Source organism: Levilinea saccharolytica, from assembly GCF_001306035.1.
Lineage (GTDB): Bacteria > Chloroflexota > Anaerolineae > Anaerolineales > Anaerolineaceae > Levilinea > Levilinea saccharolytica.
Window position 1 is genome coordinate 39,374 of sequence record NZ_LGCM01000035.1, and the last position, 25,929, is coordinate 65,302.

A 25,929-nucleotide genomic window follows, 5' to 3' on the forward strand; every position below is an offset into this window, starting at 1 on the left:
AATGATAGAAAAGCTGTATCACTCAGCTGCCGCAGGCGGTGCCCCTGCGCTGCTGTCCTCGCCAGCTTTGACCTTCTCTTTCGGCTTGCTTTTCGAAACCCGCGGCGGGCGGCTGGCCTCAGGGGCAATCGCCACCGCCAGTACCTGATCCATGTGGCTCACCGGTACCAGTTTCAATTCATCGCGTACCCGCTTGGGCACATCCACCAAGTCTTTCATGTTGCGTTCAGGCAAAATCACCGTTTTCAGCCCGGCGCGGTGCGCCGCCAACACTTTCTCGCGCACGCCGCCCACCGGCAGCACCCGCCCCCGCAGGGTAATTTCACCGGTCATCCCCACCTCTTTAAATACCGGTCTTTCGGTGAAAGCCGAAATCAGCGCCGTCGCCAGGGTGATCCCCGCGCTGGGGCCGTCCTTCGGAATGGCGCCCTCCGGTATGTGAATGTGAATGTCCAGCCCTTCAAACACCTCGCTGTCGATTTTCAGCTCGCGCGCCCGCGACTTCAGGTACGACAAAGCCGCCTGAGCCGACTCCTGCATCACCTCGCCCACCTGACCGGTGATCTGCAAGTTGCCCTTGCCCTCCAGAATCAGAACCTCCACTGGCATAATTTCTCCACCGTTTTCGGTCCAGGCCATGGCCGTGGCCACGCCCACCTCATCCTGCCGCTCCGCTTCCGTCTGGAAGAACTGCGGCGGGCCCAGGAATTTTTCCACCTGGGCGGCCCCCAGACGCGTGGGGTACGGTCGTTTCTCCGATTTCAAGCGCGCCACTTTCCGGCACATGCGCCCAATCTCGCGTTCCAGATTGCGCACCCCCGCTTCATAGGTGTACTCACGGACAATGCGTTTGACCGCTTCGTCCAAGAATTTGATCTCCAGATCCTCCAGGCCGCTTTCTTCCAACTGGCGCGGAATAAGGAACCGCCGCGAGATTTCCAGTTTCTCTTCCTCGATATAACCTGGGAATTCAATCACTTCCATACGGTCCAACAGCGCCGGAGGGATAGAAGCCATACTGTTGGCCGTGGTGATGAACATCACCTGCGACAAATCAAAGGACAGCTCCAGAAAATGATCTGAAAAAGCGTTGTTTTGCTCCGGATCCAACACCTCCAGCAGCGCTGCCGCCGGATCACCCCGAAAATCCGCCCCCAACTTATCAATTTCATCCAGCATAAACAGCGGGTTAATGCTCCCCGCCCGCTTGATCGTCTGTAAAATTCGCCCGGGCAGCGCCCCGATATAGGTGCGTCGGTGGCCGCGAATTTCCGCCTCGTCGCGCACTCCGCCCAAAGACAGGCGTACAAATTTTCGCCCCAATGATTCAGCGATGGATCGCCCTAGCGAGGTCTTGCCCGTTCCCGGGGGGCCCACAAAGCACAGAATCGGCTGACGCAGGCGTTTTGGCTTCAGGCTTCGCACCGCTATGTATTCAATAATGCGGTCTTTGGCACGTCCCAACCCGTAATGGTTATCTTCCAGAACCTTGGCGGCATGGCGCACATCCAGGTTGTCTTCCGTGGCCGTGCGCCAGGGCAGGTCCAGAATCCAATCCAGATAATTACGGATGATCCCCACCTCGGGGGCCATCGCCGGCATCTGCGTCAGCCGTTCCAGTTCGCGCACAGCCGCTGCCCTGGCCTCGTCCGGCAGGTCAGCCTGCTCCACCCGGCCGCGCAGCTCATTGATTTCCCTCAGCCAGATATCCCCCTCGCCCAGCTCAGTTTGAATCGCCTTCATTTGTTCACGCAGGTAATATTCGCGCTGACTGCGGTCAACTTCGCTTTGCACCCGCGTTTGGATCTCATCCTCCAGCTGTAAAACATCCAGCTCCTGCGCCAACAGCCAGTTCACCCGCTTCAACCGTTCAATCGGGTCAGGCAGCAGCAGCAGAGCCTGCCGCTCCTTAAAGGGCAGGGAAATGGCCGTAGCGATCATATCCGCCAGCCATCCCGGTTCGCTTAAATTCATCGAATACAGATGAGCTTCGTCCGGCAAACTACGGTCAAGCTGCACGCAGCGTTCAAATAAATCCCGCGCCGTGCGCATCAGAGCGTCAATCGTCCGGTCCACATCCGCCGGTTCCTCAATCACCCGTGCCCGCACGCGGAAGAACGGCTCTTCCTGCACAAATTCCACCACTTCCACACGCCGCCGTCCCTGCACCAACGCCGAATTGTTGCCCTCCGGCATAGACAGCAGCCGTCCTACCGCCAGTTCCGTACCGATCGGCAGAAAATCTTGCGCGGTCGGCTCATCCACTTCGGGGTCGCGCTGCACCAGCCCGATTACCGTCTGGAAATTAAACTGGGCTTCCTGAATCGCGAGCAAGTTAGCCCCCGGCGGGATAAACACCGGGGAGATCATCCGCGGGAACACCACAATATCCCGCAGAATCATCACAGGGCATTCAATGATACCGTCTTCGTCCGGCTCGCAATCCGGCACGCGGTACAACTCTTCCGTCCGCTGGTGAATCGCGGAAGAAAAATCTTCAGGGTTGCTTTGCCGGGAATACCAATCGTCAGACTTCATATTCACTATTTTTTCCTCATCCCTATTGTACCCTCACCGGAGCGGTGATTCATCATCCATTTCATCCCATGTCGCAAACCGGCGCAAGGGCAGCCCCAGTGCCTGCCATGCATCGCGGGCCTCAGCTGAAATAAACAGACTCCCAGCCACCACAACCGCCGCCGAACTGCCCGCCAGGGTCATGGCGCGTTGCAGCGCCGTCCGCGCCGGCCGCACTATTTCCACCGGGCGCCCAAAACGCCGCACCAAAGCGGCCAGATCTTCTGCCTTGGCTGCCCGCGGATGAAAGGATTCAGTCACCACCACCTGCCGCACCCGCGGCAGCAGTTCCGCGAACATCCCCTCTAAATCCTTGTCTTCCGAGGCCCCAAACAGCAGCACAACCGGTCTCCCCGGAAGGTAATCTTCAATCGCCAGCCGCAGCCGCAGCGCGGAATCGCGGTTATGGGCTGAATCAACCACCACCGGCGGTTCCTGCCGCAGCACCTCAAAACGACCTGGCCAAAAGACCTCGGCAAAGCCGCGCTGAATGGCCGCGTCCTCCACCGGCAGACCGGCTTCGCGCACGCTCAGCAAAGCCGCGTAAGCCGTGGCCGCGTTCTCCACCTGATGATAACCCAACAAAGGCGTGCGCAGCTGCACCGGCCCATGCGGCCCGTCGCCGCCCGCGTCTATCCAGCGGTTCACGGTTTCTTGCTCTTCGGCCCGCCATACCAGGAATGTTTGTCCATCCATCTGGTGTGTCCAGTCAGCGAACAGCACATCTCGCCCCACCACCGTCAGCGCAGATTGCCGGCTTTCGGCCGTGTGCTCGATCACTTCCAGCGCTTCCATCTTTTGCGGTGCGCTGACCACTGGCCTGCCCGGCTTGATGATCCCGGCTTTCTCTGCCGCAATCTGTCCCAAGGTGCTGCCCAACAGGTTCATATGGTCATAGGAAATCGATGTGATCACCGAGACTAACGGAGAAACCACGTTCGTGGCGTCCAGCCGCCCCCCCAGCCCCACCTCAATCACCGCTGCCGTGGCCCCCTGGCGCGCAAAAAACAAAAACGCCGCCGCTGTGGTCAGCTCAAAGGTGGTCAGTTGCGGTATCTCCGCCGCCACCGGTTTCATCTCCGCCACCAGGTCGGCCAGCTGCCGATGCGAAATCAATCTTCCGTCCAACTGCATCCGTTCGGAAAAATCTTGCAGATGGGGAGAGGTGTAAAACCCCACCCGATACCCCGCCGCGGTCAACACCGAGGCAATCATGGCTGCTGTAGAGCCTTTGCCCTTGGTGCCGGCCACATGCACAATGGGGTAGCGCTGCTGTGGGTTCCCCAGCCGCTCCAACAGGCGCTCCATGCGTGATAAATCAAATTTCTCAGGCGAAAATTGCAGCGCCCGCGTCATGCTGTAATCCACAAAACTGTACAGGTAGGTTAACGCCTCTTGATAAGCGGTCTCAGTATCCATCCAGGTCCTTTTCATGCCGGCTTCTTGCTCCCCGGCAGGCATTTGTGTCAGGCATTGTACCCGGCGCTGACCCAATCCGCAAGAGGGAAGCCCAGCGGCAAATCGCAGCGCAGCATGAATTGACTCTCTCCCTTCAATGCATTAAAGTAAATGCATCTTGACTGACAGAGGTTTTGAGATCCGCGATGGTCATTGGCATCCTCACTCTGCACATCGAAATCCCCGGCTGCCGCTCGCTGAAGGAGAAACGCAGCCAGATTAAGCCTGTCTTGACCCGTCTGCACCGCGAATTTAACCTCTCCACCGCAGAGCTGGATCTCCAGGATCACCGGTCTCAGGCGGTCATTGGCGCAGCTCTGCTCACCTCAGATCGTAATGTAGCCCAGGCCAGCCTGATGAACGTCCTCACCTACTTTGAGAATCACTGGCCTGACCTTCCTGTTCTCCAACACCAAATCGAGTTAATCTAGGAGGCTTCAATGGACCTTAACCTCAAAGGGAAAGTTGCCCTCATCACCGGCGCCAGCCGCGGCCTGGGCTATGCCACTGCTCTGCTGCTGGCCCAAGAAGGCTGCCGCATCGCCCTCAACAGCCGCGGCGGCCAAACCCTCACCCAGGCCGCCGAGAAAATTCACCAGGAAACCGGCGCTCAGGTGCAGCCCATCCCCGCCGATATGACCTCTCCCGAAGGCCCAGCCGCCGCCGTCAAAGACACCCTGTCCGCTTTCGGCAGCCTGGATCTGCTGGTATGCAACGCGGGCGGTCCGCCTTCCGGCGCTTTCGAAACCTTTGATGATGCCACCTGGGAAAAAGCCGTTGATCTCTCTTTCCTCAGTCAGGTGCGCCTCATCCGCGCCGCCTTGCCCACCCTGCGCCAATCTTCTGCCGCTTCGGTGCTCACCATCACATCTTATTCTGTCAAGCAGCCCATCCCCAATCTGGTGCTTTCGAACAGCATCCGCGCTGCCACCGTCGGCCTTACCAAGTCCCTTGCGTTGGAACTGGGCCCTCAGGGTATCCGCTTCAACTCCATCCTCCCCGGCTGGACCGAGACCGAACGCGTGCGCGACCTGATGGAATTCCGCGCCCAGAAGAACAATACCAGCGTGGAAGAGGAAATTCAAAAGCAGGCCGCCGAAAGCCCCTTGGGCCGTCTGGCCAAACCGGAAGAATTTGCCCGCGCTGCCGTTTTCCTGCTTTCCCCAGCCGCTTCCTACATCACCGGGGTCATGCTCACCGTAGAAGGCGGCATGTACAAAGGTGTTCTCTAACGCCTACCCCCTGGTCCACCCCACACCCTGCCCCACCTATCGGCAGGGTGTTTTTTCATCCTGCCGCCCAAGGTGCAAAAAAACGGGTACAATTAGGCACATTTTGGCCGAATACAACAAAGGATGAGAGCTTGTTAACTCCCCAAGAGATTCAGGACCGCCTCGAGCGGATTTTATTAACGGTTGAAAAACCAGGCCGCTACCACGGCGGCGAATTTAATCAGGTGCGCAAACCCTGGGATTCCGTTTCCACCCATGTTGCCCTGATCTTCCCGGATATCTACGACATCGGCTTGCCCAACCTGGGTCTGGCTATCTTCTACGAATCCCTCAACCAACGCCCAGACGTGCTCGCCGAGCGCGCCTACGCCCCTTGGCTGGATATGGAAGCCGCTATGCGGCAGGCCGACATCCCGCTCTATGCCCTGGAATCCCGCCGCGCCCTGGCCGACTTTGACATCCTCGCCTTCACCCTGCCCTACGAGACCCTTTTCACCAACACCCTCAACCTCCTCGATCTGGCGCAAATCCCCCTGCGTTCAGCAGAACGTGGGGACAATCATCCCCTGGTCATCGCCGGCGGACACACCGCCTACAACCCCGAGCCAATGGCCCCCTTCATCGATGCCTTTGTGGTCGGCGAAGGCGAAGAGGTCATCCATGAGATCGTCGCCGCGCATCAGGCCTGGAAAACCTCGAACGCTCCTCGTCCCGCTCTGCTGGAGCGCCTGGCTCAGATTTCCGGCGTGTATGTGCCCTCCTTCTACGAGCCGGAATATCACCCCGATGGAACCATCGCCCAGGTACGCTGCATTCACCCTTCCGCACCCCCAACCATCCTCAAGCGCATCGTCCCCACCCTGCCGCCTCCGCCGACGCGCTTCCTGGTTCCCAACATTGATGTCGTCCATAACCGCATCGCCGTGGAAATCATGCGCGGCTGCACCCGCGGCTGTCGTTTTTGTCACGCCGGGGTCATCAACCGCCCCGTTCGCGAGCGCCCCGTGGCCGAGGTCGTCGACGCCATCCAACAAGCCCTGACCTCCACCGGCTTTGAAGAGGTCGCTCTGCTCTCCCTCTCCTCCTCCGATTACCGACCCATCCTCGAACTGGTCGAAACCATGTCGGAGCGCTTTGCACAGCGTCACCTGACCATTTCTCTGCCTTCTTTACGTATTGATTCCTTCTCCATTGACCTCATGGAAAAACTGCGCGGATCACGGCAGGGCGGTTTCACCCTCGCCCCCGAGGCCGCCTCCGACCGCATGCGCCGCATCATCAACAAGCCCATCGCCTCCCAGCAGCTCCTGGACACGGCCCGCGCCATCTACAGCCGCGGCTGGACGACCGTCAAGCTCTATTTCATGATCGGTCAGCCCGGAGAGACGATGGAGGATGTGCAGGCCATTGTGGACCTGTGCAAAGCCGTCCTACGCGAAGGCCGCTCGGTCATCGGCAGGCGTGCCAACCTCAACATCGGCCTGGGCACCCTGGTTCCCAAACCGCACACACCTTTCCAATGGGCTGCCACCAATTCCTTCGATCTCATCCGCTCTAAACTGCGTATCGTTCGGGATGAACTGCGTACCGCCGGGGTAAAAGTCACCTGGACCGACCCGCACGACACCCTGCTCGAATCCTGGCTCAGCCGCGGTGACCGGCGCATGGCCGAAGTGGTCTACGCCGCCTGGAAGCGCGGGGTCAAATTTGACGCCTGGCAAGATCAGCACAATTTTGAATCCTGGCAGGCTGCCTTCGAAGAAGCTGGCCTCGATCCCGATTTTTACAGTCACCGTGAACGCCCCCTGGATGAGATTTTCCCCTGGGATCACATCTCCCCCGGCGTTCGCAAAAGCTACCTGATTCAGGAATTCAAGATGAGCCAAGAAGAATGTCTGCGCCCTGATTGCCGCGAACAGTGCTACGCCTGCGGTATTCTGCCGGCTTTCAACGAAATGCGCCGCTCCCTCGGCGAGGATGAATGGTTCTGTCCCATTCCCGCCCCCCGCTCAACCCCCGTTCCGGAGGAAACCGCATGACCATCCGCTGCCGGATCCTGTACACCAAGGGACCAGACCTGCGCTACACCGCCAATCTGGATGTTCACCGCATTTGGGAGCGCACCTTCCGCCGCGCACAGCTTCCCCTGGCCTATTCCCAGGGCTTTCATCCCCAACCCCGCCTCAACCAGGCCTGCCCCCTGCCCCTAGGTATGACCAGTCAGGCTGAGGTACTGGACGCCTGGCTGGAGGAAGACCTCCCACCCGCCCAGGTGCAATCCGCCCTGCAAAAAGCCGCCCCTCCGGGGTTACTCATTCAGCAAGTTGAAATCGTGGATCTTAGCTTGCCGTCCCTGCAAACCCAGGTGCGTTCTGCCGAATACACCCTCTGGCTGCTCGATCCGCCGTCCCTCGAAGCCCTTCGCGCCGCCGTAGACGACCTGCTGGCCGCTTCTGAACTCATGCGCGTGCGCCGCGAAAAGCAGTACAACTTGCGCCCGCTCGTTGAGTCCCTCACCGTGGCCTCCAGCCAACCGCCGACCCTGCACATGCAGCTTTCCGCCCGCGAAGGCGCCACCGGACGCCCAGAAGAAGTTCTGGACGCCCTCGGCATTCCTGCCAACGCGGCCCGCGTCGAACGCACTGCCCTGCATTTTCAATCCTCCTGAATTTTTCCCCTGCGGAGATCGCTGTGGCCCTCCTGGTATCCATCTTCTTCGGTTTTGTGCCCATGCTCCTCTTTGCTGTCTTTGTCTACTGGCTCGACCGGTACGAAAAAGAACCGAAGATTTTGCTGGGCGCGGCCTTCACCTGGGGCGCGCTGGTGGCCGCTGGGCTTTCTTTTGTGCTCAACACCTCGGTTGGTGTGGGTGTATACCTGCTCACTGGCTCCGAGATGGCCGCGGAGATCACCAGTTCCACCCTGGCCGCCCCCATCATCGAAGAAATCTTTAAGGGGTTGGCTGTCCTTCTGGTTTTTCTGGTCTTCCGCAACGAATTTGACTCCATCCTGGACGGCCTCATCTATGCCGCCGTCACAGCGCTGGGTTTTGCCGCCACCGAAAACGCTTTTTACATCTACAATTACGGTTACCAGCAGGACGGCTGGAGCGGCATTTTTGCGCTGGTCATCATCCGCGTTCTAATTGTCGGCTGGCAGCACCCTTTTTACACCTCCTTCACCGGCATTGGCCTGGCTGCAGCGCGCCTCAGCAAATCCTCCACCGTCAAGATCCTGGCCCCCCTGGCGGGCCTCACCGCCGCCGCTTTCACCCATTCCGTGCACAACCTCATCGCCAGCGTCGTCCCTGGCCTGGGCGGGTTCGTCTTTGGCAGCCTGCTCGATTGGCTGGGTTGGGCGCTCATGTTCGCTTTCGTGCTCTACCGCGTCTACGCCGAAAAACGACTGCTGGTTCAGCACTTACAAGAAGAGATTGCTCTTGGCGTCCTCACCGCCCCCCAATACCAGACGGCCTGCTCGCCTTGGAGCCGCACCGCTGCCCATATGAACGCCCTCTTCAACGGCCGCTACACGGCCACGCGCCGCTTTTATCGCCTGTGCGGCGAACTGGCCCACAAGAAACACCAGTTGGCCAAATTGGGTGATGAGCAAGGCAATCAACGGATCATCGACCGCCTGCGCACCGAGATGCAGTCCCTCTCGCCCACCGCCGCCGCCTGATTTTCGCTCGACGCTTAACCTTTGCGTATCCTTTCCGCTATGGTAAAATAGTACTGTTGCGCCCGTAGTGAAGTGGACATCACGTTGCCCTCCGGAGGCAGAAGCCCGAGTTCGAGTCTCGGCGGGCGCGCCACAAACCCAAAACGCTCCCAATCGGGGGCGTTTTTTATATGATTCTTGTACAGCTTTAAACTGTTTTTAATCATTTCCAGATAAAATAGAACCGATGTACAAAGATGTCACATAACCTTTAACCGTAAAACACAGGAGATCAAGCGAGGATCTATGTTCAGCTTTTTGGGTGGGTATGGGTTATACCTTCTTTTCAGCCTTCCAGCTTTGCTGCTCGGCTTTTGGGCCCAGTTCAAAGTCAAAGGTGCGTTTGACCGCTATTCGCGCCAGCGCAGCTATGTGGGCCTCACCGGCGCCGAAGTTGCCCGCCGCATGTTGGATTCCAGCGGTTTGCGCTCCGTGCGGGTAGAGCAGGTCTCTGGCTTCCTCAGCGACCATTACGACCCCGCGCACAAAGTTCTGCGCCTGTCCCCCAACGTGTACGGCAGCCCCAGCCTGGCCGCCGCGGGCATCGCCGCCCACGAGGCCGGCCACGCCATTCAGGACGCGGAAAATTACGTTCCCCTGCGCTTCCGCACCGCTATGGTCCCTGCTGTGCAAATTGGCAGTTGGGTGGGTCCCATCATCTTCATGGTCGGCCTCTTCCTGGCCGGCACCATCGGCACGCAGATCGCTTGGGCCGGGCTGCTGCTCTTCGCCGCCACCGCCCTCTTTGCCTTCATCACCCTGCCGGTGGAGTTCGACGCCACCCGCCGCGCCAAGGCCTGGCTTACCACCTCAGGTGTGATCTACCAGCAGGAATCCAAGGGCATTAACGCCGTTCTGGATGCCGCCGCCCTCACCTACGTCGCCGCCGCCATTCAAGCGGTGTCCACCCTGCTGTATTACGCCTTTTTGCTCATGGGCCGCGATCGGGAATAAACGTGTATTCAGGGGCAAGCCTGCGTTCACGTCTGTGTCTTGCCGCACTTCTGGCTTTGCTGGTCACGGCGCTGGGTGCCTGCCGACCCGCAAAGCCAGTTCTTTTTTCACCCGCCGACCCCTGGCAGGCGCAAAATGTGCGCTGGCTCAACCCTTGTCCCGCCGCGCCTCCTTGCCAGCTAGCCGCATTTTCCGCCCGTGCCATCCCGGATGCTGTTCAGCTCCGCGCCGATTTTCTGCTCCCGCCTTCCCGGCCCCTGCCCGCGGGTCAGCTCGTCCTCCTTGTGGATGAGCGTCCCGGCTCCCACCTTGTCTCTCCTGTCGATCTGCCCGCCGGTTTTTCCAGCCAGGATTGGGATTCAGCCCAGATTTTGACCCTGACCGCTGACCAACCGCCTGTTCTGCGTTCGGTCGGCACGCCCACCCAGCTTGCACCCCCGCAAACCCCGTCTCTCTCTGGAGCCGTATCCTGGGAGTTTCCGATCTCTGCGGATCCAGCGCGGCTTCGCCTCCAACTGCATTGGATTCCCTCTGAAAGCGGTTCAAGAGCCGAAGTCACCGATCGACTCTCCCTTTCCGATCCGGCCCCAGCCCAGGCTCCTCTGCTGCTCGCCTTTTGGGACACCCTCGACGCGCGCACCCCCGCCGCCCTGCTGCGCTCCTGGGATGGAGCCCACACCGGCCCCAACGGCACCCGCCACGGGCTGAAGCACCTCTTGTCAAACGCCGCCGCCGCCCAGGTGCCGCTGACCCTCCTGGACCTCAAAACCCCTCAAAACCTCCAGGCTCTCGATTTCTTGGGCCAAATCCCCAACCTGGCCGCTCTGCAGCAGGCTGGCTTGCTGGATTTAGCCGACGGCAGCAAGACCGCGCCCTATGCCGCCGCATATGCTCTGGTCCAATCTCGCAAACTGACCGAAACTTATGGCCTGCCTCTTGGCAACGCTGCCTTTTCACCTCTGCTTTCGGGTGAATACGACACAGCTTTTGCCTACCTGCCGGGGGCTACCCGTTTGGTGGTGCGCCGCGGTTCCCAGCGCCTGATTCCCCTTCCCGCCCACCCCTATGCTTCCAAATCGACCGCTCTGGGCGTTGATGCCTCCTTGCTGCACCGCCTGCTCCTCTCGGCCCGCTCCCCAGACCCCTATGACGGTGTGGTCGCGGGCGGTTCTCTCGCCTCCACCGCCTGGGCAGACGCCGATTCCGCCGATCTGGCCTATCTTGCCAGCCTGCCCTGGGTAAAGATACTCTCCATCCAAGATCTCACCGCGTTTTCTCCAGTTTCTGCCCCTGCCAGCCTCTGCCCCGATTTGCTGTGCACACCGCGTCCTTTTGCGCTGCGTCCCACCTCAGAGACCGGCCAGTTCCTGCCCGCAAACTCCGCTTACGCCGCCCTGCAGCCCTCCATTGCCTCCCAGCTTCAGTCCCTGCCCGCCAACGCCCTCACAGACGCCGCCTGGCAGGCTTTTCAGCAGGCTGCCCAACCCGCAGCCTCCTATCTCCGCCAGCGCCTGCAGGCCAATTACCTGCCTAACCTGCGCTTTCTGCTTTACGCCGCGCAATGGGCCGAAGCACCCGTCAGCCATCAGGACTGCGTCCAAGACTTAGACCTCGACGGCCAGGCCGAATGTGTCCTCTCCAACGCCCATTGGCTGTTGATTCTGGATCCCCTGGGCGCTCGTCTGGTCACCGCCGTGTTTTCAGACGGCGGCCGCCCGCAGCCGGTGATTGCCCTGCCTTCCCAGTTCGCCGTCGGCAATTCTGACCCGCTGGATTGGAAATATTCCATCGGCCCATTGGCCGACTCGCGCGAAATTCCAGGGGCTTTCTTCCACCCTGACGAGCCGCTGGAGGTTTACACCCCTTCCCTTTCCCCCAACACCCTCGCCCTGACCGCTCCCTCTGGCCGCCAGCTGACCGTCTCCTTAAACGGAACTGAGGTGGTTTTCACCCTGCGCCGTGCTGGCGACGGTCTGACTCGCTTCCCCCTCCGGCTCGCCCCATCCGCCTGTATGCACTCAGCCTCACCTTTTCAAGCCCAAGCAACATCCTTGAGTTGGATCGTCTCACCCACCCAGGCCTTCACCCTCACCCGTTCCACCGCGCAGTGGTCGTTTTCCACCAGCTGCGATTCCGCCGCTTACCTCTCTCAGCCGGAAGACCCCAGCCGCGAGAATCCCCCCGGTCACTACCTGCCCTTCCCGCTGGCCGTGCTAGATATTGGCTACACGCAAATTTTGGAGCTCCACCTCGCCCCTTCAAGCCCATTCACGGACCTTTTTTATTACCAATAACTTGATTTCTTTGTGTGTTTCGGTACAATCTGGTAATATTGGTACAGATTATCAATCTTTCTTCCTACTCTGCCTTTGGAGGATGCGCATGAACCGAAAACTCATCATCCCAGATATTGTCGTTGGACGTTTACCCCGCTACCTCCAGGCTCTCCAACGCCTTCAAAAACGCGCCGTCCAAACCACCTCCTCCAAAGAACTGGGAGACATTTTGGGCATCTCCGCCGCCCAGATTCGCAAAGACCTCTCCCAGTTCGGCGAATTCGGCAAACAAGGCACCGGGTATTCCGTCCCCTTTTTGATTGACCGTCTCGAAGACATTCTAAAGCTCAAACATGATTGGGATATCGCCCTGGTGGGCGTCGGAGACCTTGGCCACGCCATCATCCGCTATCAAGGCTTTTCGAATCGCGGCTTCTGCGTGTCTATGGCTTTTGACAACGATCCAGAGAAGATCGGAACCTCGATCAACGGTTTGATCGTAGAGAACATTCAGAACATGCCTGCCCGCATCCAGGAGGCCCAGGTCAAGATCGCCATGCTCACCGTGCCCGCCGCCTTCGCTCAGCAAGTTGCCGAAGACCTGGTCAAAGCTGGCGTAACCGCCATCCTCAATTACGCCCCCCTGGTGCTCAGCCTTCCCAAACACGTCCAAGTCGAATACATTGACCCCATCATCAGCCTGCAGCACATGACTTATTATCTGGAATAAGCTTTTACCCTTTAAACAAAAAGACCGGAGATAAACCAATCCTCCGGTCTTTCTCATTCTTCTTATGGTGGATTATACCATCACCAGGCTGCGCCGCAGCGCCTCGCGCATGCCAATCGCCCGCGCGGCCCCTTCTGCGGTGCAGGTATTGGGGTTATCCACCAGATACGCCGGAATGCCCAGCGCCTTGGTCAGATATTTGTCAATACCGCGCATCAAAGCCCCGCCGCCGCACAGCGCCACGCCGCGGTCAATGATATCAGAAATCAGTTCCGGCGGAGTTTTTTCCAGCACCCGCCGCGCCGTGTTCACTACCTCGGCCAAAGGCTCCTGCAGCGCATCCACCACGTCGTCCGTGGTCAGCGAAATCGGCCGCGGCAGTCCAGTCACCTGATCTTGCCCCTGGACCTCAACGCTCTGCACCTGCTCCTGAGGCACGGCCGCACCGATGCGCAGTTTCACCTGCTCCGCGGTCGGCTGACCGATGATCACGCCAAATTTCTTACGCACATAGCTGATGATGGCTTCGTCCATGCGCAGCCCGCCCGCCCGGCTGGTTTCAGCGGTGACAATGTTATTCATCGCCAACACGCCCGCCTGGGCGGTTCCCCCGCCTAAACAGATGATCATGTTGCCAGTCGGGGTCGAGATGGGCAAATCCACGCCCAACGCTGCCGCCAACGGGGCTTGAATCAGATACACTTCGCGGCTGCCAGCCCCCAATCCGGCCTCATGCACCGCGCGCGTTTCCACCGAGGTGATCCCGTAAGGAACTGTCAGCATGATCCGGGGACGGAAGAACAAGGTCATCCCCGAAACCCGCTCCAACATCACCCGCAGCAGTGCCTCGGTCACCTCATAGTCAGCAATCACGCCGTTTTGCAATGGGCGCAGCACCTGAATATTATCCGGCACCCGCCCCATCATATCCTTTGCCGCCTGTCCCCATTCGACCATTTTCCGCTCTTCAGGGATGATCGCAACCACGGACGGTACCTGGATTAAAATCTGGTTCCCCTCAGCCACCACAGCGTTGAGGGTCCCCAGATCTACCCCAAATTCTCTAGAAAAGACAGGCATACTGCTCCAAGTGTCTAAAAGTTAGGATCGCCGCGAGCGCCGCAGCCGCTGCGCCGCATCAATGCGCAGGTTCGAACGCCGCAGCGCCGCCTGAATCGCCAGGTATTGGTCGGTATCCGGCCCAACACCCTTTTGCAGCAGTTCCTCCGCTCGTTTCCGCGCTGCTTCCGCTCGCTGAGTATCAATTTCTTCCACATTTTCGGCGGCGTCTGCCAAAACCGTCACCTGATCTGGCTGCACCTCAGCCACGCCGCCCGCCACGGTGAAGAACTGCTCTTCACCCTTCTTGCGAACCGTGATAATCCCAAACTGCAAGGTGGTCAGCACCGGTGAGTGGTTGGGCAAAACACCCATCACACCCCCCGCGCCGGGCAGAACGACGATATCCACGTCGTCCGTGTACACCACCCGATCCTGAGAGACAATTTCACAGCGGATGGGCATCCTCAGTCTCCTTAGGCCATTTCCTTGGCCCGCTCCACCACCTCATCGATTGCCCCGGCCATGTAGAAGGCTTGTTCGGGGAGATCGTCGTGCTTTCCATCCAAAATCTCACGGAAACCGCGCACCGTCTCGCGCAGGGGCACATAGCGCCCTTCCCGGCCCGTGAACTGCTCGGCCACAAACATCGGCTGCGAGAAGTAGCGCTCGATCTTGCGGGCGCGCGCCACGATCAGCTTGTCATCTTCGCTCAATTCGTCAATACCCAGAATCGAGATGATGTCCTGCAAATCTTTGTAGCGCTGCAAAACCCGCTGCACATCGCGTGCGGTGCGGTAATGTTCCTCACCCACGATATTGGGGTCCAAAATACGCGAAGTTGAGGCCAGCGGATCTACCGCCGGATAAATGGATTTCTCGGCAATCGAGCGTTCCAAGGCGATGGTTGCATCCAGGTGGGTGAAGGTAGCCACCGGCGCCGGGTCGGAATAGTCGTCAGCAGGCACGTACACAGCCTGCATGGATGTGATCGAGCCGGTGCGCGTGCTGGTGATGCGCTCCTGCAGTTCACCCATCTCGGTCGCCAGGGTCGGCTGGTAGCCCACCGCCGAAGGCATACGCCCCAACAGCGCCGACACTTCCGAACCCGACATGGTGAAGCGGAAGATGTTATCAATGAACAGCAGCACGTCCATGCCCTGATCGCGGAAATATTCCGCCATCGAAAGCGCCGTCAGCGCCACGCGCAGACGCACGCCCGCAGGTTCGTTCATCTGTCCGAACACCATCACCGTGTCTTTCATCACGCCCGATTCCAGCATTTCACGGTACAGCTGCGTGCCCTCACGAGTGCGCTCGCCCACCCCCGCGAACACAGATTTGCCTTTGTGTACCGTCGCGATCGAGCGGATCAGCTCTTGAATGATCACCGTCTTGCCCACACCCGCGCCGCCAAAAATGCCGGTTTTGCCGCCTTTGGTGAACGGGGCAATTAAATCCACCACCTTCAAGCCGGTTTCAAACACTTCCACCCGAGTCGCCTGTTGGTCAAACGAAGGTGCAGGCTGGTGAATGGGGTAGCGCATCGCGCTTTGAATGGGCCCATGACCGTCTACGGGTTGTCCCAAAATGTTGAAAATCCGGCCCAGGGTCTCGGGTCCCACCGGCACCTGAATCGGCTTCCCGGTGCGGTGAGCTGGCAAACCGCGCAGCAAACCGTCGGTGGAATCCATCGCCACGCACCGCGCCATGTTCCGGCCCAGGTGGCGCTCCACCTCCAAAACCAGAGTCCCTTCCGGGGCTTCTACCTCTACCGCTTCATAAATTTCTGGGAGGCTGCCCTCCCCAAATTCCACATCAACTACGCTGCCCTGGATTTGTACAACGCGCCCGGTAGTTGCTTCCATTTGCTTCCTCCAATTAATTTCGCTTCAAACCCTGCGACATGACCCCTTATGCGCCCGATTGGGCCAGGGCTTCTGCGCCGCCGCTGATATCCAGGATATCGTTCGTGATCGCCTGCTGGCGCGCCTTATTGTAGTCCAGCTGTAAGGAATCAATCAAATCCAGCGCGCTGTCAGTCGCATTTCGCATCGCCACCATGCGAGCAGCATGCTCGCTGGCTTGCGACGAAAGAATCGCCTGGTACACCTGCAAGGCGGTAAAGCGCGGCACAATTTGATTCAGGATTTCATTTTGATCCGGCTCATAGGTGAACACAGAGTGGGTTCTGTGGGTGCCCATTTTATCATGCTTGCCGTCCGCCACAAATTCCACCTCCAGCGGCAGCAATTTTTGGATCACCGGTTCCTGACGCAGCATGGTCACAAAATTGGTGTAGCACAAATACACCTGGTCGTACTCGCCGCGCAGAAAATCATCCACCAGCAAGCGGCCCACCTGTGAAACATCCAAAAAGCTGGGCGGCGAGGGCAAATCGCTGAATTCTGCGACCACATTCAGCCGCCGCCGCAGGAGCAAGTCGCGGCCTTTACGCCCCACCACCACAAACGACACCGGCTGCTTGAAATCCTTGAAGGCGTCCAGCGTGTAACGCAAAATATTGACATTATACGCACCCGCCAACCCGCGGTCGCCGCTCACCATTAACACCAGCACCCGCTTCACTTCATCCCGTTCTTTCAGCAGCGGATGCAGCGCATTATGTCCAGGCTGCCGCGCCAGGTGCACCAGCACTTTCCAGGCTTTTTCGGCGTATGGCTTGGTCGCCGTTACCGCCTGGGTTGCCCGCCGCACTTTGCTGGCGCTCACCGCTTCCAACGCGCGCGTCACCTGGGCAATGTTCTTAACGCTCCGAATACGAAGCCGCATTTCTCGAGTGGAAGGCATGGATCAGTCCTCCAGCGCCTAAGCCTGCCAGGTCATGTTGAAGGTTCGCAGCGCTTCCATCAATTTTTCTTTGGTTTCCGCCGTGATCTGCTTCTTCTGGGCAATATCCCGCCCCAACTCGGGGTGGTTGGTTTCCATAAAGCGCAGCAGATCCAGCTCCCAGGCGCGAATGCGCTCCACCGGCACCTGATCCGCAAAGCCGTTCGTCCCCGCAAAAAGCCCGATCACCTGGTGTTCCACCGACATAGGCTCATATTGCGGCTGTTTCAACAGCTCCTGCAGCCGCTGACCGCGGTTCAACTGGCCTTGCGTGGTCTTGTCCAGCTCCGAGCCAAACTGCGCAAAGGCTGCCAGCGAGCGGTAGTTAGCCATATCCAGGCGAAGACTGGCCGCTACCTGCCGCATGGCTTTGATCTGGGCCGAGCCGCCCACGCGCGACACCGAAATACCCACGTTCACCGCGGGGCGGATGCCGGCGTTGAACAAGCTGTTTTCCAGATAAATCTGCCCGTCTGTGATGGAAATCACGTTCGTGGGCACATAAGCCGAAACGTCGCCCAACAGGGTTTCAATGATCGGCAGCGCCGTCAGCGACCCGCCCGTGCCTTCCAGCGGCACAGCCTTATACGCATCCGCGTTGTCCATCGTCTTCAGCGTCTCTTCAGCTTCATGCTGTCCGCGCACGCCCTTATATTCCACGCCGTTCACGCTGTCTGACAGGGCCGCTTTGGCCTTATCCAACGTCTTGGGCACAATCACATAATGCACAGCCATGCGAGCTGCCCGTTCCAGCAAGCGGGAATGCAGGTAGAACACATCCCCCGGGAAGGCCTCGCGTCCCGGCGGCCGCCGCAGCAGCAAGGAAACCTGGCGGTAAGCCCATGCGTGCTTGGAAAGATCGTCGTACACCACCAGCGCGTCTTGACCGCGCTCCATGAAGTCTTCGCCAATCGCACAGCCCGAATAGGGAGCGATATATTGCAGCGCTGCCGCATCATCCGCCGCTGCCATCACCACAATGGTGTGCTCCATCGCGCCAAAGCGCTCCAAAAGCGCCACTGTCCGCGCCACGGCCGCCTTCTTCTGCCCGATAGCCACATAGATGCAGATCAGGTCTTTGCCCTTCTGGTTGATGATGGTGTCAATCGCGATGGCCGTCTTGCCCGTCTGCCGGTCGCCAATGATCAATTCGCGCTGGCCGCGGCCAATCGGGATCATCGAATCAATTGCTTTGATCCCGGTCTGCACCGGGGTGTCCACATCTTGCCGGGCCACAACTCCCGGCGCAATGCGTTCAATCGGGCGGTATCCGGTAAAACTCAGCGGGCCTTTGCCGTCAATCGGCTGACCCAGGGGGTTAATCACCCGCCCCACCAGTCCCTGACCCACCGGCACCGAGGCGATGCGCCCCGTGGTGCGGACCATCATCCCCTCGTGAATTTCAGAATACTCACCCAGAATGATGATGCCTACCCGGTGCTGTTCCAGGTTGAACGCCACACCGATCACCCCGTTGGCAAATTCAACCAGTTCCTGGGAGCGGACGCCGGTCAGACCTTCTACCATTGCGATCCCATCGCCTGCTTCCAGCACCGTGCCCACATCGCGGGCTTCAAACTGCGGCTGGAAACCTTCAATTTTCTTCTGCAAATCTGCGGTAATGTTCTTAAAAAACTGGTCGGACATTGAGCCTCCTGGTCACAAGGGGGATCGAACGCACAATTATTGAGTCAACCCGGCCACCGTGGCCGCATCCAGGCGCTTCAGCAGCGCCGCCAAGAGCTTCACCGCCGCATCGTAATCGTCGCGGTGCAAAATCGAGCTGTGCGAATGAATGTGGCGGCAGGGCACACCCAAAACCACCGTCGGCACACCCGTTTTGTACAGATGGATCACAGAGCCGTCCGTCGCCCCACCTTCAATCGTAGAGGTTTGCAGCGGCACGCCAATTTCTTTGGCCGTCTCCATCACCAGATCACGCAGTTTCAAGTTCGGGATCATACGCGCATCGTACATCAAAAGCGAGGGGCCTTTGCCCATCATCACGCTGGATTCTTCCGGTTTTACCCCAGGTACGTCCCCAGCAATATCCGATTCAAGGATAATCGCCACATCTGGCTGCGCAATTTCCACGCTGGTGGTCGCCCCGCGCACACCGACCTCTTCCATCACAGTGGCCGCGCCGTAGATCGTATTCGGGTGGGTCTCCCCTTTCAGGGCCTCCAACGCCGAGATGATCAGCGCCACACCCACGCGGTCGTCAAAGGCCTTCGAGAGGTAGGTCTTACCGTTGGCCAGTTCCACAAAATCCGCCCGCGGTACAATCGGGTCGCCCATACGCACGCCCGCCGCTTCCACTTCCTCTTGGCTGGTCGCGCCGATGTCAATGTACATGTCTTTCTTCGCCACCACCTTGCTGCGTTCTTCCGCACTCAGCATGTGCGGCGGCTTCACCCCAATCACCCCCACCACCGGGCCTTTGGAGGTCAAAATCACCACCCGCTGCCCCAGCAAAACCTGATCAAACCACCCGCCCAACGGTAAGAAGTAGATAAAGCCGTTCTTGTTGATGTGTTTGACCATGAAGCCAATTTCATCCATGTGGCCGGCGACCATCACCCGCGGATTCTCTGCGCTGCCAGTCGCCTTCACAATCAAACTGCCGATTTTGTCCTGGAGCAGTTCGCCATAAGGTGCAAAATACCGGCGCACGACCTCGCGCACCGGACCTTCATATCCAGATATTCCAGAAGCTTCTGTCAATTCTTTGAGTAACGCGGGAACCTGATCCATATCCTCTCCATCGAGTGCCAATGGCGTGGTCGAAAGGCTTGCGCTTTATCGTCACCCATTGCACTGGCGCAAACCCTATCACAAAATCAAATCATACCTGAAACGCTCGTACTTGTCCAGTTGAACAGTTCACGGATTGCCCATTCCAGGGGGGTATAAGAAAGCGCAAGAATTAAAGAAGAATTAAAGAAGATGAGGCCGCAGAGCGGCCTCATCCAGTTCGATAATCTTTATGTCAGCTGGTACAACTCCACCAGCACACCCCCCGCAGCCTTGGGGTGAATAAAAGCCATCTTACGGCCCGGCAGCTCCAGTGCAGTCTCGTTGATCAGCCGCACGCCCTTGGCCTTCAGTTCAACCAGCATCGCATCAATATCGTCCACTTCCAGGCACAGGTGGTGCATCCCCGGCCCGCGTTCGGCCAGGAATTTCGCTGTGCCCGTATCGTCCGCAGTCGGCTTCACCAGTTCCACTTCGCTTTCACCCACCGGGATAAAGGCCACCACAGCTTTTTGGCTGGGCACCTCTTCTACATGATGCACTTCAAGTCCCAAACCGTCCCGCCAAAAGCCTAAGGCGCCGTCAATATCCGGCACAGCGATCGCTACATGATTAATTTTGCAAACCTTAGCCATTTCACTCTCCTCAACAGGGTCCTACACCCAGGCCGGTGATTGGTATTCGCCCCAAACCTTGCGCAGCAAGCCGCAAATTTCGCCCAGGGTGATGTAGTTTTCAACACATTCCACCATCAGCGGCATCAAATTGTCGCTGCCGTGCGCGGCGCTTTCCAGGCGGGTCAGCAGCTCGCTCACCTTTTGGTTGTCGCGGCGCGCCCGCAAAGCCGCCAGCCGCTGCCGTTGGTTCATCTCAATACTGGGGTCAACGCTCAGTTTTTCCAATTCCAGGCTCTCTTCTACCTGGAAGTTATTCACGCCCACCACCATTTGATCTTTGGATTCCACAGCGCGCTGATAGCGGTAGGCGGCGTCTTGAATTTCGGACTGCATGTAGCCTTTTTCAATCGAAGCCAATGCCCCGCCCATTTCGTCAATGCGTGTAATATAGGCTTTGGCCTGCCGCTCGATCTCATCCGTCAGGTATTCCACCAGGTACGACCCTGCCAGCGGGTCAATCGTATCCGCAATGCCCGATTCGTAGGCGATGATCTGCTGCGTGCGCAGCGCCACCCGAACGGATTTCTCCGTGGGCAGCCATAAAGCTTCATCCATACTGTTAGTATGCAGCGACTGCGTCCCGCCCGCCACGGCTGCCAGCGCCTGAATGGCTACGCGCACTACATTGTTCTCTGGCTGCTGCGCGGTCAGCGTGGACCCAGCCGTCTGTGTGTGGAAACGCAGCATCATAGACTTGGGATCTTGCGCTTTGAAGCGCTCTTTCATGATCTCCGCCCATAACCGCCGCGCCGCGCGGAACTTCGCCACTTCTTCCAGGAAGTTGTTATGCGCGTTGAAGAAAAATGAAAGCTGCGAAGCGAAGTCATCCACCTTCAGACCCGCTGCCAGGGCCGCTTCAGCGTACGCAATCGCATTCGCCAGGGTAAAGGCCACTTCCTGCACCGCCGTCGAGCCTGCCTCGCGGATGTGATAGCCCGAAATGCTGATCGTATTCCAATGCGGCACGTCCGTCTGGCAGAATTGGAAAATATCCGTGATCAGGCGCATCGAGGGCTTCGGCGGGAAGATATACGTCCCGCGCGCCACATATTCTTTCAAAATGTCATTTTGAATCGTCCCGCGCAGCTTATTGGCTTCCACCCCGTTGCGCTTGGCCGCCGCGATATACATCGCCAGCAGCACCGACGCCGGAGCGTTGATGGTCATGCTGGTCGAGACCTTATCCAGTGGGATGTCGCGGAAGAGGGTTTCCATATCCTCCAGCGAGGAGATCGAAACGCCCACCTTGCCCACCTCACCCGCAGCAATCGCCTCATCCGCGTCATAACCAATTTGAGTCGGTAGATCAAAGGCCACTGACAGTCCAGTTTGCCCTTGTTCCAGTAGAAAGCGGTAGCGTTTATTGGATTCCTCGGCCGAAGCGTATCCCGCGTACTGTCGCATCGTCCAGAACCGTCCGCGATACATGGTCGGCTGGATACCCCGCGTAAACGGATATTCCCCCGGAAAGCCCAATTTCTCCAGGTAATCACCCTCCGCAGGCGTTTTCACCGCGGGCAGCGGAATCCCAGCTGGGGTGGTAAATTGCGGCTTTCGCTCCGGAAAGCGCTTAATGACGGGGCCTAAAACCTGCTCTTCCCATCGTTTTAGCTCAGCATCAAGATTCATTGGTTTCCCTCGATCGCATGATTCAATACAGAATTAAAGTATACCCTAACCCCCCTCACAAGATAGTGAACTTATTTATGGTAAACTAAGACAAATTTCCTGATATTGCAGAAGGACAAACCGCATGACGCCTTTTCTTCAACTGGCTTTTGTCCTCGTCATCATCTTGTTCATGGCGAAAGTCGCGGGATACCTCTCCACCCGCCTGGGACAACCTTCCGTATTGGGTGAATTACTGATCGGTTTAATCTTAGGCCCGTCATTAATCGACTTAACCCATCTGGGTTTCATTACCGATACCCACCTTCAAGAAGTCGTCCTCGAAATGGGCGAGATCGGCGTCTTACTGCTCATGTTCCTGGCCGGTTTAGAACTGAACATCTCCGATCTCACCAAAAATTCCCGCGTGTCAGCCTATGCAGGAATCTTGGGTGTTTTGGTTCCGGTTGGATTGGGTTGGCTGATCGGTTCTCTTATGGATATGCCCTCCAGCCATGCGCTGTTCCTGGGCCTCACCCTGGGCGCCACGAGCGTGAGCATCTCTGCCCAAACCCTCATTGAACTCAAAATGCTGCGCAGCCGTGTGGGTCTCGGCCTTTTGGGGGCGGCCGTTTTTGATGATGTTCTCGTCATCTTACTGCTGTCCGGTTTCCTGGCCCTGGCCAGCGGTCACGGCGGCGCAGCCGATATCCTCACCGTCTTCCTGCGCATGCTCCTCTTCCTGGGCCTCTCCGTTGCCTTTGGCCTCTATCTCCTGCCGCGCATCGTCCGAAAGATTAGCCGCATGCCCATCAGCTTTGGTGTGGTCACCCTTTCCATCGTCATCCTTTTCACCTACGGCCTGGCCGCCGAACTGATCGGCGAAATGGCGGCCATCACCGGCACCTTCATCGCCGGGCTCATGTTTGGGCGCACCTCCGCCAAAAACGAGGTGGAAAGCGGCATCCGCGCCCTCTCTTACAGTTTCTTCGTGCCCATCTTCTTTGTCACCATCGGTCTCAATGTCGACCTGCACAATATCGAGCTGGATATCATCGGTCTGCTTCTGCTCATCTCTGCGGTGGGCATCCTCGGCAAAATCATCGGAGCTGGCATTGGCGCGCGTATCGGCCGATTTTCCTGGCGCGAATCCCTCCAATTGGGTATCGGCATGGTCTCCCGCGGCGAAGTCGGCCTGATTGTTGCCCAGGTAGGCCTGACCAATCAATACATCACCCCGCAGATCTTCTCTGCTGTGGTCGGCATGGTGCTCATCACCACCCTGGTCACCCCGCCCATGCTCCGCGCCTCATTTAACTCACCCAAGAAAACAACTCCGCTTGAACCCTCTCAGGAGAAAACCCCATGAACATGGTTCTCTTTGTTCTGAACGATCCCGAAGCGTTGGACGACCTACTCACCGCCTGGGAAGAGGCCGGGGTGAAAGGCATCACCGTGCTTCCCTCCACCGGTCTGGGTCGTCTGCGCCAGTATGCCCTGTTTGAAGATTTGCCCCTCATCCCCAGCCTGGACGACATGGAAATCCACCTGGAAAAACTGAGCCGCACCCTTTTCACCATCTGCGACGACGAGCGCACCATTGACCGCCTGGTGGAAGCCACTCAAAAAGTGGTCGGCAATCTCAACGAACCTAACACCGGCATCCTGGCTGTCATCCCCCTGGCGCGCGTGTACGGCTTAAACAAAATCAACTGAGTCGTCTCTACGCTCATCTGGGATTTTGAGCTGATTCCTCTATGAAACTTCTCACGCTTGATATCGGGACGGGAACACAAGACATTTATTTATTCAACAGCCGGGTTTCGCCTGAAAACGGCTTCAAGCTTGTCTTGCCCGCCCCCACCATGATCGTTCGCCGCCGGATCCAACAGGCCACCCGCCAAAAACGCGCTGTCCTGCTCACCGGCCGCATCATGGGCGGCGGGCCTTGCGCCTGGGCTGCCGAAGACCACGCCAAAGCGGGTTTGCCCATTTATGCCACCCCCAGCGCCGCGCGCACCCTCAACGATGACTTGACGGCGGTTCAAGCCGCAGGCATTCAAGTGGTCAGCGAGGATGAAGCCCTCCGATTGCCCGCATCCGTCCTCCGTATCCCCCTGACCGACCTCGACCTCCCCCTCCTGGAGCGCACCCTCAGCGGCTTTGGGCTGTCCCTGTCCGAAATCGACGGGTTGGCCGCGGCCGTGTTTGATCACGGCAACGCGCCGCCGGAGGTATCAGACCGCCAGTTCCGTTTTGATTACCTCGCCCGCCAGGTGCAGCGCAGCCGCCGCCTGAGCACCTTTGCCTTTCCCGCTCAGCAAATTCCCGCCGATATGACCCGCCTGCAGGCCGTGGCCGAGGCTGCCCAGGGATTTGACGGCCCTGTTTTCCTCATGGACACCGCCCCCGCCGCCGTCATGGGTGCTTTATACGACCCCCAGGCTGCCAAAACCAATCGCCAGATGGTGGTCAACCTGGGTAATTTCCACACCATCGCATTTCAAATCAGCGCCGAGAAAATTGAAGGTCTTTTCGAACACCACACCGGCCTGCTCGACCGCGCATCTCTGGAAAACTACCTCACCGCCCTGGCTGCCGGAACGCTCACCCATGCCCAGGTCTTCGATGACCACGGCCACGGGGCGTTGCTTACCCACCATATCCCCTTCGATCTTGCCGCGCCCGATGTTCAGCTCACCGTCACGGGCCCCCGCCGTTCCATGCTGGCGGGCTCCCCTCTTCGTCCCCATTTTGCCGTCCCCTTTGGTGATATGATGATCGCAGGCTGCTTTGGTCTGTTGGGAGCACTGGCAGATCACGTTCCCAACTGGCGTGAGGAAATTCTCACCGCCCTTTCCAGTACCCAGTCTGCCCCACCCTGGGAATCCGACTGACCCACGCCGTCGGAGTCTTATCTGCGCCGCCGCGTGGCCACTCCCCAGCCAATCAGCACCACCCCCAACACCACAAAGCCCTCGATCACGTACAAAATGGTCGTCTGAGGGCTTTTTTCTTTGGCCTCATCCGGCGGGCTGCCCTCATCGTTCGCCGCCGCAGCCAGCGTCGGGGCCGGCGGCGGCGTGGGGGTGCGCACCACCGTTGTCACCCTCGGCGCGGCCGCAGTGGCGGTCTCCTTGGGCTGCGGGGTCGCGCTGGGCAATAGGAGCGGGATCAGCAGCTTCTGCCCCGTATAAATGGTCGGAGAATCCGCCGATAACCCGTTGGCATCCAAAATCGCCTGGATCTTGACCCCATAAGCCATCGCAATCGCCCACAGCGACTGCCCCTGCCGCACGGTGTGCACCAGCTTGCCGTTATCCTGTGGGGTCGCCGTCACCACCGCAAAGATGTATTGTGAGGCCAGGTCGGCTGCCGCGGGGGTTCCAGAGCGGGCCGGCACAGCCGTTCCAGGGGTATAGGCCGGCCCTGGGTGGCGGTCGGTATAGGCGGCGATTACAATGTAATACACCGTGCCGTTGTATTCCGCCACCCCCGCGCCGATATGATAATATCGGGCGTCGGCCATCGGCTTCATATGCAGTTCGTCAGACCACATCATCAGAATGTCGTCAATGCTGGCCGGTCCCATCGCAAAATTTTCGGTCGCCCAGGGCGTGTCCATCACCCCATACCCCGCCGCCCAAACGCGGTCTTTCACCCCGCCAATGTGGCCGGTCATTTCATTCAAAGCCATCGTCGTAGCCGTATCCTGCGCCACCTGCATCAAGATTGGGTGCACCACCAGCGCAGGCAGACCCAACCCCACGCGGATGGTGTTCACCGCGGTGATCAAATCCTGAGCGGTCACCTCCGGCGCGGGTTCTTCGGTCTGCGCGCGCCCCACCTGCACCAGGTTTGCCCACAGAAGCACAGCCAAAAACATCGCCGCGGCCATTTTTCGCATGCTTCGATTATACAACGCCCACTTTGCCTTTCAACCTGTCATTTTCGAAGTTGACGCCTGTGCCCACCTCTGGTAAAATCCATCCGCTGGGCATGTTGTACCCTTCATACCTGGCGAAAATCCAATT

Annotated in this window: 22 protein-coding genes and 1 tRNA gene; 12 read left to right on the forward strand and 11 right to left on the reverse strand. The window is 58.8% G+C overall.

Translation table 11 applies throughout. The annotated features are described in order from the left end of the window. Positions 1-18: 18 nt before the first annotated feature. Positions 19-2,538 (reverse strand): endopeptidase La, encoded by a 2,520-nt coding sequence (gene lon, locus ADN01_RS09395; RefSeq protein ID WP_082142780.1) that lies wholly within the window; start codon positions 2,536-2,538, stop codon positions 19-21. Between the two features lie 33 nt (positions 2,539-2,571). Beyond that, positions 2,572-3,996, reverse strand: a complete 1,425-nt coding sequence (locus tag ADN01_RS09400; RefSeq protein ID WP_062418315.1) for a bifunctional folylpolyglutamate synthase/dihydrofolate synthase — start codon at positions 3,994-3,996, stop codon at positions 2,572-2,574. 185 nt (positions 3,997-4,181) lie between these two features. On the opposite strand from ADN01_RS09400, the gene ADN01_RS09405 reads away from it, so the two are divergent. The 9 genes from ADN01_RS09405 to ADN01_RS09445 all read left to right on the forward strand — a co-directional run bounded on the left by ADN01_RS09405 (position 4,182) and on the right by ADN01_RS09445 (position 12,947). Then, positions 4,182-4,466 carry a DUF503 domain-containing protein gene (locus tag ADN01_RS09405; RefSeq protein ID WP_062418314.1) on the forward strand — a complete coding sequence of 95 codons (285 nt, stop codon included), beginning with the start codon at positions 4,182-4,184 and terminating at the stop codon, positions 4,464-4,466. 9 nt (positions 4,467-4,475) lie between these two features. Next, a complete protein-coding gene (locus ADN01_RS09410; protein ID WP_062418313.1) occupies positions 4,476-5,267 on the forward strand; it encodes an SDR family oxidoreductase in 792 nt (263 codons plus the stop codon). 131 nt (positions 5,268-5,398) lie between these two features. Then, complete coding sequence (locus ADN01_RS09415; protein ID WP_062418312.1) at positions 5,399-7,306, forward strand: TIGR03960 family B12-binding radical SAM protein; 1,908 nt, start codon at positions 5,399-5,401, stop codon at positions 7,304-7,306. Continuing rightward, a complete protein-coding gene (locus ADN01_RS09420; protein ID WP_062418311.1) occupies positions 7,303-7,935 on the forward strand; it encodes a TIGR03936 family radical SAM-associated protein in 633 nt (210 codons plus the stop codon). Before ADN01_RS09415 ends, ADN01_RS09420 begins: the two co-directional genes overlap by 4 nt. A gap of 23 nt (positions 7,936-7,958) precedes the next feature. Then, positions 7,959-8,948: a PrsW family intramembrane metalloprotease gene (locus ADN01_RS09425; RefSeq protein WP_062418310.1), complete on the forward strand. Its 990-nt coding sequence runs from the start codon at positions 7,959-7,961 to the stop codon at positions 8,946-8,948. Between the two features lie 58 nt (positions 8,949-9,006). Continuing rightward, positions 9,007-9,081 (forward strand) — tRNA-Arg (locus ADN01_RS09430). A 152-nt stretch (positions 9,082-9,233) separates the two neighbouring features. Further along, a complete protein-coding gene (locus tag ADN01_RS09435) occupies positions 9,234-9,941 on the forward strand; it encodes a zinc metallopeptidase (protein WP_062418309.1) in 708 nt (235 codons plus the stop codon). Positions 9,942-10,225: 284 nt separating this feature from the next. Continuing rightward, entirely contained in the window at positions 10,226-12,235 is a 2,010-nt protein-coding gene (locus ADN01_RS09440) for a hypothetical protein (protein WP_147239043.1), read from the forward strand. Positions 12,236-12,323: 88 nt separating this feature from the next. Next, positions 12,324-12,947 carry a redox-sensing transcriptional repressor Rex gene (locus ADN01_RS09445; RefSeq protein ID WP_062418307.1) on the forward strand — a complete coding sequence of 208 codons (624 nt, stop codon included), beginning with the start codon at positions 12,324-12,326 and terminating at the stop codon, positions 12,945-12,947. Between the two features lie 72 nt (positions 12,948-13,019). Here ADN01_RS09445 and mreB read toward each other — a convergent pair whose 3' ends face one another. The 8 genes from mreB to ADN01_RS09485 form a co-directional block, all read right to left on the reverse strand. After that, positions 13,020-14,027 (reverse strand): rod shape-determining protein, encoded by a 1,008-nt coding sequence (gene mreB / locus ADN01_RS09450; protein WP_062418306.1) that lies wholly within the window; start codon positions 14,025-14,027, stop codon positions 13,020-13,022. A 21-nt stretch (positions 14,028-14,048) separates the two neighbouring features. Then, positions 14,049-14,471, reverse strand: a complete 423-nt coding sequence (gene atpC, locus ADN01_RS09455) for an ATP synthase F1 subunit epsilon (RefSeq protein WP_062418305.1) — start codon at positions 14,469-14,471, stop codon at positions 14,049-14,051. An 11-nt stretch (positions 14,472-14,482) separates the two neighbouring features. After that, the gene (gene atpD, locus ADN01_RS09460) at positions 14,483-15,874 is read right to left on the reverse strand and encodes a F0F1 ATP synthase subunit beta (RefSeq protein WP_062418304.1); all 1,392 of its coding nucleotides are present in this window, start codon (positions 15,872-15,874) and stop codon (positions 14,483-14,485) included. 46 nt (positions 15,875-15,920) lie between these two features. After that, entirely contained in the window at positions 15,921-16,817 is an 897-nt protein-coding gene (gene atpG, locus ADN01_RS09465) for an ATP synthase F1 subunit gamma (protein WP_075071097.1), read from the reverse strand. Positions 16,818-16,835: 18 nt separating this feature from the next. Beyond that, complete coding sequence (atpA, locus tag ADN01_RS09470) at positions 16,836-18,503, reverse strand: F0F1 ATP synthase subunit alpha (protein ID WP_062418302.1); 1,668 nt, start codon at positions 18,501-18,503, stop codon at positions 16,836-16,838. 36 nt (positions 18,504-18,539) lie between these two features. Further along, complete coding sequence (locus ADN01_RS09475) at positions 18,540-19,610, reverse strand: M42 family metallopeptidase (RefSeq protein WP_062418301.1); 1,071 nt, start codon at positions 19,608-19,610, stop codon at positions 18,540-18,542. 230 nt (positions 19,611-19,840) lie between these two features. Beyond that, a complete protein-coding gene (gene mce, locus ADN01_RS09480; protein WP_062418300.1) occupies positions 19,841-20,245 on the reverse strand; it encodes a methylmalonyl-CoA epimerase in 405 nt (134 codons plus the stop codon). Between the two features lie 21 nt (positions 20,246-20,266). Next, positions 20,267-21,916 carry an acyl-CoA mutase large subunit family protein gene (locus tag ADN01_RS09485; protein ID WP_062418299.1) on the reverse strand — a complete coding sequence of 550 codons (1,650 nt, stop codon included), beginning with the start codon at positions 21,914-21,916 and terminating at the stop codon, positions 20,267-20,269. 124 nt (positions 21,917-22,040) lie between these two features. Here ADN01_RS09485 and ADN01_RS09490 point away from each other — a divergent pair, with 124 nt between their 5' ends. From ADN01_RS09490 to ADN01_RS09500, 3 genes are read left to right on the forward strand one after another with little or no spacing between them, the layout of a single operon-like run. Next, positions 22,041-23,264, forward strand: a complete 1,224-nt coding sequence (locus ADN01_RS09490; RefSeq protein ID WP_062418298.1) for a cation:proton antiporter — start codon at positions 22,041-22,043, stop codon at positions 23,262-23,264. After that, a complete protein-coding gene (locus tag ADN01_RS09495; RefSeq protein ID WP_062418297.1) occupies positions 23,261-23,611 on the forward strand; it encodes a P-II family nitrogen regulator in 351 nt (116 codons plus the stop codon). The genes ADN01_RS09490 and ADN01_RS09495 overlap by 4 nt, the downstream gene beginning before the upstream one ends. Positions 23,612-23,652: 41 nt before the next feature. After that, the gene (locus ADN01_RS09500) at positions 23,653-24,792 is read left to right on the forward strand and encodes a DUF1786 domain-containing protein (protein ID WP_062418296.1); all 1,140 of its coding nucleotides are present in this window, start codon (positions 23,653-23,655) and stop codon (positions 24,790-24,792) included. 17 nt (positions 24,793-24,809) lie between these two features. Here ADN01_RS09500 and ADN01_RS09505 read toward each other — a convergent pair whose 3' ends face one another. Then, positions 24,810-25,802 (reverse strand): LysM peptidoglycan-binding domain-containing protein, encoded by a 993-nt coding sequence (locus ADN01_RS09505; RefSeq protein ID WP_082142776.1) that lies wholly within the window; start codon positions 25,800-25,802, stop codon positions 24,810-24,812. Positions 25,803-25,929: the final 127 nt, after the last annotated feature.